We start from the raw sequence: 13876 nt of genomic DNA on the forward strand, positions 1-13876 counted from the left end.
CGAAGGAGCAAGCAACGGCGCCTGATCGGCGGGACCCAAGGGGCCGCGACCTCGAGCGCGCCAGCGCTCCAATAAACACAGGAGATCACCATGACGAGTACTCGATCCACCGACGGGGCTCGCGCCCACGCGCGCGCCCAGGCCGCGGCGGCCACGATCGACCGGCCCGATACCCCTGCCGGGGTCGATCCAGCGGCAGTTGTTCTCGCGCAGCGCATCCCCACCGGCGGCTACGCGAACGTGGTGCTGGGCCGTGGTACTCGGGTCCGGCTGGCGGACCCGTCCGGCACCGCCTGCGCGCACCTGTTCCTGCTGCGCGCTGGATCGCCCTGGGAGCGGCTCAATGTCGCCGACACCGTGAAGGTGCCGTGGCAGGCCTACCTGAGCGCGGGCCACCCGCTGCTGTCCGACCAGGGCCGGGTACTCGCCACCGTCCGCACCGATACCTCCGGACACCACGACACCCTGTGCGGACCGAGCGCGGCAGGCCGCCACCAGCTGCACCTGGCCGGCGCCAAGCAGGGCCTGGAACCCCGCGATATCGGCCCGTCGGTCGCGCTGTTCCGTGGCGTCCGGGTCGAGGCCGACGGCGGTCTCGTCCCGACCGGCAATGCGCCCGCCGGGGCCGCGGTCGACCTGCTCATGCATCTCCCGGTGACGCTGCTGATCGCCAATGCCGCCCATCCTCTCGACGATCGGCCCACCGGCGACCTCGATCTGCTGGCCTGGTCGGCACCGGCCGAGCTCGCCGCCACCGCCAACGACGACCCCGAATACCGGCGGGCCGTGGACAACACCGAAGCCGCCTGGGCGGCCGCACTGAACTCGGAGGTTCTGGCATGACCACGGCGACCATCCGCACCGTCGTCCTCGACGAGACCGTCCCCGCCCAGGCGCCGTGGTCGGCGATCGTCCGCGCGGGCGATCAGCTCGAGATCATCGACCTGCACGGCAACCAGGCCGTCGACTGCCTGCTCTACTCGGCCGCCGACCGCACCGACCGCTACAGCGCCCAGGCCACCATCGCCGCACAGCGCAACATCTTCCTCACCACCGGCAGCGTCCTGCTGACCGAGGCGGGCACCCCGCTGATGACGGTCGTCGCCGACGAGGTCGGCAACCACGACACCATCGCCGGCGCGTGCTCCCAGGAATCCAACACCCTGCGCTACGGCCACCACACCCGCCACCAGCACGCCTGCGTGGAGAACTTCCTCACCGCGGCACTCGAATGGGGCTTGGGCAAGCGGGATCTGGTGTCCAACATCAACTGGTTCATGAATGTCCCGGTCGAGGCCGACGGCACGCTCGGCATCGTCGACGGGCTGTCGGCGCCGGGCAAGAAGGTCACCTTGCGGGCCGAGGTCGACACCCTGGTGCTGGTCTCCAACTGCCCGCAGATCAACAACCCCTGCAACGGTTTCGACCCGACGCCGGTTCGCATGGTGGTGACCCGATGAGCCTCACCGATACCCGATCCGCCGACGTCGACACCTCCCGCCTCTCGGTCACCCCGCAGCGTGGTCGTCACACTCCCGTAGCGCCGATCCCGGATGCCCCTACCGGCACGGGTCTACCCGAAACCGCCGCCGGCACACGCGGGCCCGACGCGGTGGCGGCCGCGCCGGGCAGCGCGGCCACGCTGCCCGTCGGTACCAGGTCCGTGCAAGTCCTCCGCCCCGGCATGCAGACCACCGTGCAGGACTGGCCGGGCCGAATCGGCTACTGGCACATCGGTGTTCCGCCGTCCGGCCCGATGGACGACCTGTCGTTCCGGCTCGGCAACCGGGTGCTCGGTAATCCCGAGGGGGCGGCCGGGCTGGAGTGCACGCTGGGCGGACCGGCGCTGCGGTTCACCGAAACGACCTGGGTCTGCGTGACCGGCGCGGTCGCCGACGTGCGCGTCGACGGCCGGCCGGTCGAGCAGTGGCGCACCGTCGAGGTCCCGGCCGGCGGGGTCCTCGACATCGGCGCGATCCGGGGCCCCGGCATGCGCACCTACCTCCTGGTCTCCGGCGGGATCGACGTCGAGCAATTCCTCGGTAGCGCGGCGACCTTCACGCTGGGCAAATTCGGTGGCGGTACCGGCGCGGCCCTGCGCGCCGACGAGTCGCTGATGCTCGGCGCACCGGCCACCCGTCTCGCCCCCGCCGTCCCCATGGCCGACATCCCCGCCTTCGGTCACCGCTGGGAACTGGCCGTCACCGAAGGGCCACACGGTGCACCGGAGTTCTTCACCCGCACCGATTTCGACACCATCATCGGCACCGACTACGAGGTGCACTTCAACTCCGACCGCACCGGTGTGCGCCTGATCGGCCCGAAGCCGGAGTGGGCCCGCACCGACGGCGGCGAGGCGGGTCTGCACCCGTCGAACATCCACGACAACGCCTACTCGATCGGCGCCCTCGACTTCACCGGCGACACCCCCATCCTGCTCGGCCCCGACGGCCCGAGCCTGGGCGGCTTCGTCTGCCCGGTGACGGTGGTCGCGGCCGATCGCTGGAAGCTCGGCCAGCTCACCCCGGGTGACAAGGTGCGATTCGTCCCGGTTCGCGCCGAACACGCCGCGCCCGCAGGCGAACTCGGCGCGCGTCGACGGGCGTCGTTCGGCACCGTGCTCTCCGCAGGCCGCGACGGCGACGACGGCATCCTGCGCCGCACCGAGGTCGACGACGAGACCGGCGTGACCTACCGCCGCCAAGGCGACGACGGCGTCCTCGTCGAATACGGCACGCTCACTTTGGCTCTCGGCCTGCGGGCCCGTGTCCACGCGCTGCACCAGCATTTGATCGCGGCGGGTCTGCGCGGCGTCGTCGAACTCACCCCCGGCATCCGCTCCCTGCAGATCCGGGTCGACCCGGCCGTTCTCCCGATCACCCAGCTGCTCGATCTGCTCGCCGAAGCCGAAGCGCACCTGCCGAATTCCGATCAGCTCGTCGTCCCGAGCCGCACCGTGCACCTGCCGCTGTCCTGGGACGACCCCGCCACCCGGGAGGCGATCACCCGCTACATGCACGGCGTCCGCGCCGACGCTCCGTGGTGCCCGTGGAACATCGAGTTCATCCGCCGGATGAACGGCCTGGCCTCGGTCGACGACGTCTACCGCACCGTCTTCGACGCCGAATACCTGGTCCTCGGCCTTGGCGACGTCTACCTGGGCGCCCCCGTCGCCACGCCCACCGACCCCCGCCACCGCCTCGTCACCACCAAGTACAACCCCGCCCGCACCTGGACCCCCGAGAACGCCGTCGGCATCGGCGGCGCCTACCTGTGCATCTACGGCATGGAGGGTCCCGGCGGCTACCAGTTCGTCGGCCGCACCACCCAGGTCTGGAACCACCGTGCCCGTCCGGCCGGCATCGCGGGCCCCGGCGTCGACCGGTTTCCCACCGACCCCGAAACCCCCTGGCTCCTGCGCTATTTCGACCGCATCCGCTGGCATCCCGTCGAGCCCGATGAACTCCTCGACCTGCGTGCGGATTTCGCCGCGGGCAAGGTGGACATCCCCACCGAAGAAGGCGAATTCCGCCTCGCCGACTACCGCGCCTTCCTCGCCGACAACGCGGCCGCCATCACCGATTTCCGCGCCGTCCAGGCCGAGGCCTTCGCCGCCGAACGCCACTCCTGGCGTTCCGCCGGAGAACTCACCGACTGATCCCGGCTGGAACCCGCTCGCACACCGTGCCGTCCGCCGCTAGCGCACATCGGCTCGGCGTGTCACTGCGACACCGGACTCACGACCGACGTGGCGCGTCGGCGATGGCGGTGGCCGAGGGGTTGGTGGCGTCCCGGATGATGCGCAGGCCGGTGACCAGGCCGTCGAGCTGGGCCGGAGTGAGCCGGCCGGTGAGCCAAGTTTCCAGCGCGTCGAGATAGTCCGGCAGGACTTCCTCGAGGCGGCTGATGCCCGCGGGGGTCAGGACCGCGTAGGCACTGCGGCGGTCGGTGGGGTCGAGCCGGCGTTCGACCAGACCCGCTGTGGCGAGGCGGTCGACCAGCCGGGTGACGCCGCTGGTGGACAGCTCCGTCTGGGTGGCCAGGTCGGACATGCGCAGGCGGCGGTTCGGCGAGCGGCTCAGGCGCATGAGGGCATTGAGGTCGAGGCCGGAGAGACCGTGCGCGTTCCACGTCGGCTCGACCTTGGCGATCAGCCCGCTGTGGGCCTCGAAGAGCAGGCCGGAGATGGTCAGCCGGGGGTCGTCGAACAGTTCGTGCATGAGACCACCCTAGACCGATGCTTGCCATGCGGATAGTTGACACGAGGAATACTTCGGGGTAGATATATGCCTACGCAATATTCCTCACGGCAACTAATGGAGTGGACATGCAGAAGACCTGGGTCGCCGGATTCCGGTCGGGTGTCATCAGCCCGGACGAGCAGATCAAGCTCGCCGAATCGCGGTCGTTCAGTGACGAGACGGTGCGCCAGGTGCTGCACCTGGCGGGCGGCGGCGACGCGGTGCGGGTCCGGCTCACCAACAGGTACGGGTCGACGCCGCTGATGATCGGCGCCGCGCGACTGGCCGTGCGCAAGGAGGGTTCGGCGATCGCCGCCGATGCCGAGGTCCGCTTCGACGGCGCGCCGATCGCGGTCATCGAGCCCGGCGCGGAGCTGGTGAGCGATCCGCTGGACCTGGCCGTCGCCGCGGGCGAGGACCTGCTGCTCAGCCTGTACCTCCCGGGACCGACCGGTCCGGCGACGTTCTCCCACCAGCCCGGCGAGATCGCCTACCTCGCGGCGGGCGATCGCACCGCCGACGTGGAACTGCCCGGCGCACAGGAAGTTCCATTCCGGTTCTTCGTCACCGGCCTCGACGTACTCACCTCGGCACAGCCGCCGATCGCGGTGGCGTTCGGCGACTCCTGGTTCGAAGGTGTCGGCACCACCCTCAGCGCCAACCGTCGCTCCGTCGACGTGATCAACTCGCGTCTCACCCGAGGCTGGGTGGTCAACAACGGCATCGCCGGAAACCGCCTCACCGCCCACGAGATCGGCGAATCCGGCTTGGCGCGTCTGGATTCCGACGCGCTCCAGGTCCCCGGCGTCACCGATATCCTGGTGAACTTCGGCATCAACGACCTGATCCTCGGCGCGATGGGCGGCCAGCCCGCCGCCACCACCGCGGAACTGATCGCCGGTTTCACCCAGCTCGCCGAGCGCGCGCACGCGGCCGGTCTGCGCATCCATGTGGCGACCATCGGCCCTTACGCCGGCTGCGTCTACCCCGGCATGCCACTGCTGGAAACCCAGCCGACCCGCCACGCCGTCAACGAATGGATCCGCGACACGGACATTTTCGACTCGATCTTCGACGTCGACCGCGCGGTGGCCGACGTGGAGCGCCCGGATTTCATTCGTCCCGAGTTCGACAGCGGCGACGGCATGCACCTCAACGACGCGGGTGCCGCCGCCATGGCCCACACCCTCGACCTGACCGCCCTGTTCACCGCGAGGTGACGCACCAGAGGAACGCTTCTCGAACGCGGTCTCTTCGCGCCCGCAGACCGCGCCGGATACGGGTGGGCAAGCAGGCACGCGGACCACAGCCGGATCCTCGTGGTCACTGACAGCGAGCCTTCACGGCGCGGTGAGAACGGTCTTCCCCGAGGCGTGTCCGCGCGCGAAGACCTCGATGGCCGCCGCCGCGTCGGACAGCGGGAAGCGATGCTCGATCACCGGGCGCACCGCACCGTCGGCGACCAGTCCGCCCAGGTAGGCGAGGTCGACGGCCGCCGGACGCATGAGCAGCGCCTTCAGCGTCTGGCGGACGAACAGATCGGTGAGCGCGACCTCGCCGAGCCAGCGGACCGGGCCGAACCAGTTGTCGCCGGGTGCGGCGGCGGAGGAGATGAACACTCCGTTCGCCGTCAGTACCCGGCGGCAATCACGGAGCCGGTGGTTGCCCGCCAGATCGAAGAGCACGTCGTAACGGGCGCCGGACTTCGTGAAGTCCACTGCGGTGTAGTCGATCACGACATCGGCGCCGATTCCGCGCACCATCTCGACGTGGCGGGTGCTACACACCGCGGTCACGTGCGCCCCGAGCACCTTCGCGATCTGCACCGCGAAGCCGCCGACGCCGCCGGACGCACCGTTGATCAGAACACGCTGGCCCGGTGCGACTTTGCCGATATCACGCAGGCCCTGCAAAGCCGTCATCCCCGAATCCGGACCCACCACCTCGTGCGGCCCCGGGGCCGGGCGCGGCACGATCTCGGTCCGCAACACCTCGCTCCCGCCATAGCGAGGAGCCACCGACGCTGTCATCGCAGCCGTGTCCACACCGGTCATGACATTCCGCATCTCGCACTTACAGTGTAAGTCTGCTGGGTCAGACGCTACGCTTACGCCGTAAGTAGGTCAAGGATTGTCAGGAGCCGCATGCCACGCACCCCGCTGACCAGGGAACGGATCCTGCGCGCGGCGATCGACCTCGCCGACACCGACGGCCTGGACGCACTGTCGATGCGCAAACTCGCCAAGGCGGTCGGTGTGGAGGCGATGTCGCTGTACAACCACGTCGCCAACAAGGACGACCTCCTCGACGGCATCGTCGACCTGGTCGTCGCCGAGATCTACGTCCCCCGCGCGGACGGCGACTGGCGGGCCGAACTACGCCACCGCGCCACCTCGGCCCACGAGGTCCTGCTCCGCCACCGCTGGGCCACCGGCCTGCTCGGCTCCCGCGTCAATGTCGGCCCCGCCATGCTCCGCTACGTCGAGGCCACCCTCGCCTGCCTGATCACCGCGGGCTTCACCTACCAACAAGCCGACCGCGCCTGGAACGCCCTCGATAGCCACATCTACGGCTTCACCCTGCAGGCCATCAACTTCCCCCTCGACCCCTCCGAGTACGCCGCGGCGGCAGCACAATTCCTCCCCCTCATTCCCACCGACACCCACCCCCATTTGCATGCCTTGTCCGCGCTCGTGATCGCCGGAAAACATTCTGGTACAGCAGATTTCACCTTCGGCCTCGAGCTGCTCCTCGATGGCTTGAGTCGCGTGCTCCCGTAGTCCGATACGGCTGCACCCCAGCGGTCGGCCGACAGCCGGGGTGCAGCCATGGACTCAGGATGCCGAGGACGCTTCGGGCGGCTGCCAGATTCTGCTGCGCAGGTCGTTACCCCGGATCACCTGGATTCGCCACGGTGTCAGCTTCAGGACGTGTAGTCGAGGGTCGTTCGGCGAATGCCAGAACGCGCCGAGGTTGTAGCCGGCGCCGCGCGGGCTGGTCTGCCGGTACAGGCGCCAGACATGGGCTTTGACACTCAGGTCGTCGACCCATTCCGCGTGCGCGTCGACGGCGGCGGAGTTGTTCCCGCGGGCCCAGTACGAGAAGCTCGTGTACGGGTTGCCCGCGAGGTGGGCCGCTTTGACGCGGGTCCGATAGGTTGCCAACCAGCCCAGCGGACTGCCGTCGACCTGTTCCCATACCGGGATGAGAACGCGTGTTCTTGGTCGCCCCTTCGCGTCGACGGTCACCATGGTGGCGGACACGATGGTGCCCACGTAGGCGTTGAATTCGTCCTCGATCGCGTGGAACGATGCCACTTTCAGCGTCATACCGTCTCCGGACTATGCACGGAGGCCCGCGGGATCGAGCGACGCAGACCGAAGGAGATCACCAGCGCACCGAGCCCGGCCGCGACGATCGGCACGAACAGCGCGGTGCGATAGCCGTCCAGGATCGCGGCCGAAGTGGTGGCACCACCGATAGCGGCCGTACTCACCGCGGTGACGATCGCCAAACCCACTCCGGCGCCGAACTGGAACGAAGTATTGAGCAGGCCACCGGCGAGGCCCTGTTCCTCTTCGACGACACCGTCGGTGGCGGCGATCGTGAGCGGCCCGTACACCAGCGCGAAGGCCAGGCCGAGCAGGATCATGCTGGGAAACATCGCGACATAGGTCCAGTCCAGACCGATCGGCTGGAACAGCGCGTAGGCAAGCAGGGCGGTGAGCAGCCCGCCGAAGATCACGCGGGCATTGCCGAACCGGTTGACCAGCCACGGCGTGAGCGTGGGGGCCAGGACGGCGTCGATGCCGATGGCCAGCAGCGCCAGTCCGGTCTGCAACGGCGACCAGCCGCGCAATTGCTGCAGATACAGCACCGCGATGAACTGGAAGGCGAAGAACGAACCGGAGAACAGCATGGCGACGAGGTTGGCGCGCACCAGCGGTCCCGAGGCGAAGATGCCCAGCCGGACCAGCGGCGAGCGCGAGCGCTGCTCGGCGAACACGAACACCGCCAGCAGTGCCGCGCTGATGGCCAGCATCAGGATGGTCTGAGCCGCGCTGACGTGCGTCGAGCGCTCCACCGAGAGGACCAGCAGCAGCACGGCGGCGGTCACGCTGACCGCGCCCGTCAGGTCGAATCCGCTGGAAGAACGTTCGAGCTGTTCATCTTTCGGCACCAGCACGATGGCGGCGGCCAGGATAGCCGCGGTCAGGACGACTGGTGCGATGAAGACCCACCGCCAGTCGATCGTGGTCAACAGACCGCCGACGACCAGTCCGAGCGAGAACCCGGCGGCCGCAGTGCCCGCATACACGAGCAGCGCCTTGTTGCGCAGCCTGCCCTCCGGGAAACTGGTGGTGATGATGGACAAGCCCGCGGGCGTGAGGAACGCCGCCGCAATGCCCTTGACCAGCCGGGACAGGATCAGCACCCAGCCTTCGCCGGCGAAGGCGCCCAGACCGGAGAAGATCATGAACATCGCCAGCCAGAACAGAAACATCCGCCGCCGGCCGAGCAGATCGGCGGCCCGGCCGCCCATCAGCATGAAGCCGCCGTACCCGAGCACATAGGCGCTGACCACCCATTGCAGTTCGCCGGTGGTCATCCCCAGATCGGCTTGAATGGCGGGCAACGCGACGCCCATCATCGACACATCCACGCCTTCGAGGAAAATCGCCGCACATAAGACGAGCAGCATCCCCCACACGCGACCGCTCATCCGGTCGCTGTCGGCTACTTGCAGCACCATTTCTTTCCATTCTTCGACACGTCACCCGGTGGTGAGCGAGATGGCCACGCTGGATCAGGTGGCCGGAATCAGCTTCGACCAGGGGCGATGCCCGGAACAACGGTAAAGTGCTCACCTGTCGGTAAGGCACGCTTACCGATCGAGAGGGTGACGATGGACTGGCAGGAACTGGAGGTTTTCCGAACCCTCGGGCACGAATTGCATTTCGGCCGCACCGCCGAGCGGCTGCACCTGTCGCGGGCACGGGTGAGCCAGCTGGTGCGGGCGCTGGAGCGGCGCGTCGGCGCACCTCTGTTCGATCGCACCAGCAGGCGAGTCGCGTTGAGCCCGATCGGCAAACAGTTGCTCGCGGATCTGGCGCCGCATCAGCTGGGCATCGTGCAGGCGGTCGCTCGGGCCGCCGACGCGGCGCGCGGCATCGTGGGCACCTTGACCGTTGGATTCTCCAGTCCGCTGGCGGGCGAGAGGGTGATGACGATCGCGGATGTCTTTCGCGCCCGTCATCCCGACTGCGAGGTCGCGATCCGCGAGGTCCAGCTGTCGGATCGGTACGGGCCGTTGCGCGACGGTGAGCTGGATCTCGCGCTGGTCGAATTCCCGGTGGACGAGCCCGATCTCGTCACCGGGCCCCCGATCTTCTCCGACTCGCGGGTGCTCGCGGTGTCCAGCCTGCACCCGCTGGCGCAGCGCGCGGAAGTCCGCGCCGAGGACCTCGGTGGGGAGACCATTCTCGCGATCGCCGGGCTGCCAGGGTACTTCCTCGACGACCTCGTTCCGCCGCACACCCCGAACAGCAGACCTGTCCAGACGACCACGTACTGGCAGGAACTGCTCACCCTGGCCGCTGCGGGCAAGGGGGTTACCGTGTGCGCGGCGCAGGGTGCGCGCTACTATCCGCGACCCACGCTCGCGTATCTGCCGTTCACGGACGCGCCGCCGGTCACCTACGGCCTCATCTGGCGGTCGACCGGGGCGACGGCGATGGTCAGGGCGTTCGTACAGGCAGCGATCGAGACGTCCGCGGACATCGCCACACCCTCGTGAATCGTCAGCCCGGGACGAGATCCGCCGCGTTCCGGTGCCCCGGGGCCGGCATCTGGCCGTCCAGCCCGGTCGTGACCTCCATGACCGCTTCGGCCACGGCCAGACAGGCCCCGAGTCGCGGCGGGAGCCGCAGCCCTGAATCCCGTTCCAGCAGTAGCCGAACCGCGGCCCATGGCAGATTCACATCGGCGAAGGCGGTGTGGAACAGACCCGCCGACGGCCGCGGGTTGGCCTCGAGTAGCACCGGTTCCCCGCCGCGATAACGCAATTGGACGTTGGTCAGGTAGGCCAGTTCGAAGTGGTGGACCAGCTGTCGGGCGATATCGACGACCGCGGGGTCGTCCAGCAGCATGCGGAAGCGGCCCTGCTTGGCGCGCGGAATGCCCACCAGGAGTTCACCTCCCGGGGCCGAGAGGCAGTCGATGCTGATCTCCGGATCGTCGAGAAACGGCATGACGAGCAGCGGGGGCACGGACTCCCCCTCCTCCGCCGCCCGGCGCAGGGCACCCGCGACCGCCTCGACCGAGGCGACCGGCCGGGGCGCGACGCGCAAGCTCGCCATGGTCAGCGGACGGTCGTCCAGGATGCGGAAGCCGAACGCCGAGTACTCACCGCTGGGTTTGATGCAGAGCGTCTCCCCACCCCGGGACAGTTCGTCGACGGCGGCGTAGAACTCGTCGACGTCGGTGGCCTCCCGCCACGGTGGCACGGGAATGCCTGCCGCACCGGCGATCTCGTAGGTGCGGACCTTACTGGTCAGCGCCCGCACCGCTGACAACGGCGAACACATCAGACTGGTGCCGACCGCCGCGAAGTCCGCGACCCGCCCCGCCAGCGCATCGAGACGCCGGGGTGGGATGAGGACATCGATGCGATGCGTCCGACAGAAGTCGAGCGCGAACTGCGCGTACTCCTCGTTGCCGACATACCGAGGTTCGATCGCCGAGACATCGCACACCGAGAGAGCGGCCGCACCCGGATCCACATTGCTGGCGTAGATGGTGACGTCCACGCCGTCCGGGTTCTCCCGTAGCAACCGCATGACCTGAACGGTCGCCGCACCTGCACTACTCAGCCAAATCCGAAGCGTTATGGCAACCGCTCCCTTCCTGTTCCCGTCGCGAACCCGGACCATATCCCGGTTCCGCGTCGCGCACATTTCGGAACGAAAGACTGCACGTCACACCCCGCCGTCCACCCCGCCGAACGTCTCGAAGCGGCGGACGCAGCGTTCGTATAGGGCGTGGAGGGAGAAGATCAGCATCAGGAAGACGGGGACGGACAGGATCTCCCAGTCCTCCTCGCGAGCCTGGAGAGCCGCCGCTACCGCTACCGCGGCGTAGGCAGCGAAGAATGCGCTGCGCACCGCGATCAGGCGCCCTCCGGTCGGCGGCACCCGCAGGCTGAGCCCGATCGCCGGCACCTGCATCAGCAAAGCGCAGCCGATGACAACTCGCTGAACCGGACCGACACCCGCCCACTCACCGACAAAGGTGAACATCAGCCCACACCCGATCAGCGTGGGCGGCACCGCCAGTACAGCGAGTCCGAACAAGCGGACACGCTGCTCCCAGCGAGCTACGTCCCGGACCCGATCCGGAGACATACTCACGCGATCTTCCAATTGGATTCACTGTCTCCTTCGACCGATGCGTCACCGAAACTCGCGGACTGCGAATCCGGCCACTTCCCTTCGGGGAAGGACCTGTCCAGGTCCCCGAATGCCTTCGCCTGGGCGCCGAGGAACGTCGAGAGCGCGGCGAGTGCCGCCCAGATGGCGGCGGTGGAGATACCGGAGGTGGCGGCGATGTCGACGATGCTGATGGGCGCTCCGACGCCGGAGAGCAGCTCGCCGATCGCCCTGGCGAGACCGAGCAAGAACTCGGCGCAGATGACCAGGATCCCGACGTAGAAGGCGAGGCCGCCCACCGCGGCATCCATCATCGCGCTCCGGGCCTTCTCGGCGATGTCGGAGAACGTTCCCGCGGCCGCGCTCTGACTGGTGCACGTCTGCATGTACGCGATGCGCGCAGTGCCTTCCCAATACCGGAGAGCTTCCACATTATTGGGGTCGACCCCCTGCTTGACCCCGTTCACATCGTCGCGGACATCGGCCCAGTCCTGGCTGCGGAGATACATCTCGTACGGCGCACGTATTCCGGTATATATTTCTTTGATCTTTGTCCAGATCCAATTGCAGATCTCGACGATCTTGTCCGCACAAGCGTTGATGACCTTTTGCAGCGACGGCAGCAACCGCACATACGGAAGGTCGAGAGCGTCGGCCTGTGCGTTCGGGACATCCGTCGTAATCGCGCTGTCGACCTTGCCGAAGAACTTGTCCAGTCCATCGAGCACGGAATTGTATTGAGAGATATCGAAAGTCATGATCAGCTTCCCGGTCTACCAGATGCTATCGAGGTTGTGCTTGCCCGCGTTGTCTTCGGCCTCGTAGGTATCCGCACAGACACGCAGTACGTTGGCCACCTCCGTGAAGCGCTGCGCAGCCTCACCCGATCGGCCGGTCAGATCTGTCACGAGTTTGTCGTTCGCGCTCGTGATCGTGAAGAACAATCCCGCTTCGATGTGGGTGAAGGTCAGGCCCTGTATCTTTGCCTGAATCTCCGACATGGTGGTGGATTTGCCGTCCCACACGGTGGCATCGTTCCGCAACGACCCCGTAGCGACCGCGAGCTTTTCCGGATCAGCACCCATGACCGTCCCCTTCCTCGATGTGATGAGTCGAATGCTCCGCCGGTATCACCGCGGTGGTCGAATCTGCATGTCGACGAGTGCCTGGATCGCCTCGTTGATCGCGCCACCGGCGGATCCGAATCCACCGGACCCGGCATCTAGCCGACGGCGGTATGCCTGATCGTAGGATTCCTTGACCGCCCAGGAAATCGAGCTTCCCCCGACATCCATGCCCCAAGGAATGCGAACAACGCACTCAGAGATTCCCTTTCGGCCCAGCGTGGTCGACACGGAAACCTCCGACTCCGTGCCGGCCTCGCCCACGAAGGTGTCGACCTTCGCGGCCCGAGGACGGCCGGACAGGATCTGCAGCGCATCCTCCAGCAGTCGGCCGGCATCGCCGGCCGGAGCCGAAAGGGGCTCGGGCGCGGTGAACTTCGTCGGTACAACGTCTTCCATGCTCAGCGCCTCGAGCTGGTCGATCGTGCCGTTGTCGACCGCGGTGATACTCCTCGCTTCGAGGAGCTTCCGCTCGGCATTCCTGACCGCGTCGGTCACCGCCTGCCCGAGAGTGCTCTGATCGAGCACCCTCCGCCAGTCGTCCGATACCGCTATCTCAGTCAGCTCGCCGGCCGTGTTGATACCGACTTCGATGGCTCCTGTGCTGTCGCGAGCCATAGCTCGATCCGGCCCGGCGGACATCACCTCCTGCATCAAGCCGGAGATCGCCTGGGTGTACGCATGGAATTTCGCGAACTCTTGCATGAGATCGTCGATGTCGAATGGATTCGTAGCACGAGGCGCGGCGGGGGCCGGCTCGGAGTAATTCGACGGCGGAGCGGGAGCGGGTGAGGTCTCCCACGGCGGCGACGCCGACTTCCGGGCAAGAGGTTCCTCGTCCCAAAACTCTTCCGGATCGTCGTAGTGATTGAAGTATCCGCCGGCCATCACAAGACCTCGGGTCGGTGTCCGGAGCTCTGCGGACGAAGCAGCGGGTTGTTGTGGTGCATGCCTACTTGGACGCGGCGGCAGCGTGGTTGGTTCCCTCGGATCTCGCGCAGCACTATCGAGCACGCTACCTGCGGGGCCGACCGGCAGCGCTGAGCGCCGCGGAGGTGGTCTCCGCGGCGCTCGGTGCTGCTGA

At 67.7% G+C, this 13876-nt stretch carries 15 protein-coding genes; 6 read left to right on the plus strand and 9 right to left on the minus strand.

All coding sequences use genetic code 11. The features are described from left to right. Positions 1 to 90 precede the first annotated feature (90 nt). The 3 genes from NV348_RS11615 to NV348_RS11625 are packed head-to-tail and all read left to right on the plus strand — an operon-like array spanning position 91 to position 3658. The gene (locus tag NV348_RS11615; RefSeq protein ID WP_447146926.1) at positions 91 to 843 is read left to right on the plus strand and encodes a DUF1989 domain-containing protein; all 753 of its coding nucleotides are present in this window, start codon (positions 91 to 93) and stop codon (positions 841 to 843) included. Beyond that, positions 840 to 1460, plus strand: coding sequence for an urea amidolyase associated protein UAAP2 (locus NV348_RS11620; RefSeq protein ID WP_447146927.1), 621 nt, complete (start codon positions 840 to 842; stop codon positions 1458 to 1460). Before NV348_RS11615 ends, NV348_RS11620 begins: the two co-directional genes overlap by 4 nt. Continuing rightward, positions 1457 to 3658 (plus strand): 5-oxoprolinase/urea amidolyase family protein, encoded by a 2202-nt coding sequence (locus tag NV348_RS11625; RefSeq protein ID WP_447146928.1) that lies wholly within the window; start codon positions 1457 to 1459, stop codon positions 3656 to 3658. The genes NV348_RS11620 and NV348_RS11625 overlap by 4 nt, the downstream gene beginning before the upstream one ends. A gap of 79 nt (positions 3659 to 3737) precedes the next feature. Here NV348_RS11625 and NV348_RS11630 read toward each other — a convergent pair whose 3' ends face one another. Beyond that, complete coding sequence (locus tag NV348_RS11630) at positions 3738 to 4220, minus strand: MarR family winged helix-turn-helix transcriptional regulator (RefSeq protein ID WP_447146929.1); 483 nt, start codon at positions 4218 to 4220, stop codon at positions 3738 to 3740. A 107-nt stretch (positions 4221 to 4327) separates the two neighbouring features. Here NV348_RS11630 and NV348_RS11635 point away from each other — a divergent pair, with 107 nt between their 5' ends. Then, positions 4328 to 5461, plus strand: a complete 1134-nt coding sequence (locus NV348_RS11635; RefSeq protein ID WP_447146930.1) for a GDSL-type esterase/lipase family protein — start codon at positions 4328 to 4330, stop codon at positions 5459 to 5461. Positions 5462 to 5581: 120 nt separating this feature from the next. Here the strand turns inward: NV348_RS11635 and NV348_RS11640 are convergent, their stop codons facing one another. Then, entirely contained in the window at positions 5582 to 6163 is a 582-nt protein-coding gene (locus NV348_RS11640) for an NAD(P)-dependent alcohol dehydrogenase (RefSeq protein ID WP_447146931.1), read from the minus strand. Positions 6164 to 6385: 222 nt separating this feature from the next. Between NV348_RS11640 and NV348_RS11645 the strand changes: the two genes are divergently transcribed. Next, positions 6386 to 7021, plus strand: a complete 636-nt coding sequence (locus NV348_RS11645; RefSeq protein WP_447146932.1) for a TetR/AcrR family transcriptional regulator C-terminal domain-containing protein — start codon at positions 6386 to 6388, stop codon at positions 7019 to 7021. A 54-nt stretch (positions 7022 to 7075) separates the two neighbouring features. Here NV348_RS11645 and NV348_RS11650 read toward each other — a convergent pair whose 3' ends face one another. After that, positions 7076 to 7570: a pyridoxamine 5'-phosphate oxidase family protein gene (locus NV348_RS11650; RefSeq protein ID WP_447146933.1), complete on the minus strand. Its 495-nt coding sequence runs from the start codon at positions 7568 to 7570 to the stop codon at positions 7076 to 7078. Next, the gene (locus NV348_RS11655) at positions 7567 to 8994 is read right to left on the minus strand and encodes an MFS transporter (RefSeq protein ID WP_447146934.1); all 1428 of its coding nucleotides are present in this window, start codon (positions 8992 to 8994) and stop codon (positions 7567 to 7569) included. The genes NV348_RS11650 and NV348_RS11655 overlap by 4 nt, the downstream gene beginning before the upstream one ends. Before the next feature lie 153 nt (positions 8995 to 9147). Between NV348_RS11655 and NV348_RS11660 the strand changes: the two genes are divergently transcribed. Continuing rightward, positions 9148 to 10038: a LysR family transcriptional regulator gene (locus tag NV348_RS11660; RefSeq protein WP_447146935.1), complete on the plus strand. Its 891-nt coding sequence runs from the start codon at positions 9148 to 9150 to the stop codon at positions 10036 to 10038. 4 nt (positions 10039 to 10042) lie between these two features. Here NV348_RS11660 and NV348_RS11665 read toward each other — a convergent pair whose 3' ends face one another. The 5 genes from NV348_RS11665 to NV348_RS11685 form a co-directional block, all read right to left on the minus strand. Next, a complete protein-coding gene (locus tag NV348_RS11665) occupies positions 10043 to 11080 on the minus strand; it encodes an ATP-grasp domain-containing protein (protein ID WP_447146936.1) in 1038 nt (345 codons plus the stop codon). 138 nt (positions 11081 to 11218) lie between these two features. After that, positions 11219 to 11593, minus strand: a complete 375-nt coding sequence (locus tag NV348_RS11670) for a hypothetical protein (protein ID WP_447146937.1) — start codon at positions 11591 to 11593, stop codon at positions 11219 to 11221. Positions 11594 to 11646: 53 nt separating this feature from the next. Continuing rightward, positions 11647 to 12426, minus strand: coding sequence for a hypothetical protein (locus NV348_RS11675; protein ID WP_447146938.1), 780 nt, complete (start codon positions 12424 to 12426; stop codon positions 11647 to 11649). 15 nt (positions 12427 to 12441) lie between these two features. Continuing rightward, positions 12442 to 12753, minus strand: coding sequence for a hypothetical protein (locus tag NV348_RS11680; RefSeq protein WP_447146939.1), 312 nt, complete (start codon positions 12751 to 12753; stop codon positions 12442 to 12444). 45 nt (positions 12754 to 12798) lie between these two features. After that, positions 12799 to 13680 carry a hypothetical protein gene (locus NV348_RS11685; protein ID WP_447146940.1) on the minus strand — a complete coding sequence of 294 codons (882 nt, stop codon included), beginning with the start codon at positions 13678 to 13680 and terminating at the stop codon, positions 12799 to 12801. Between the last annotated feature and the right edge of the window lie 196 nt (positions 13681 to 13876).

Source organism: Nocardia fodinahabitans (assembly GCF_052983615.1).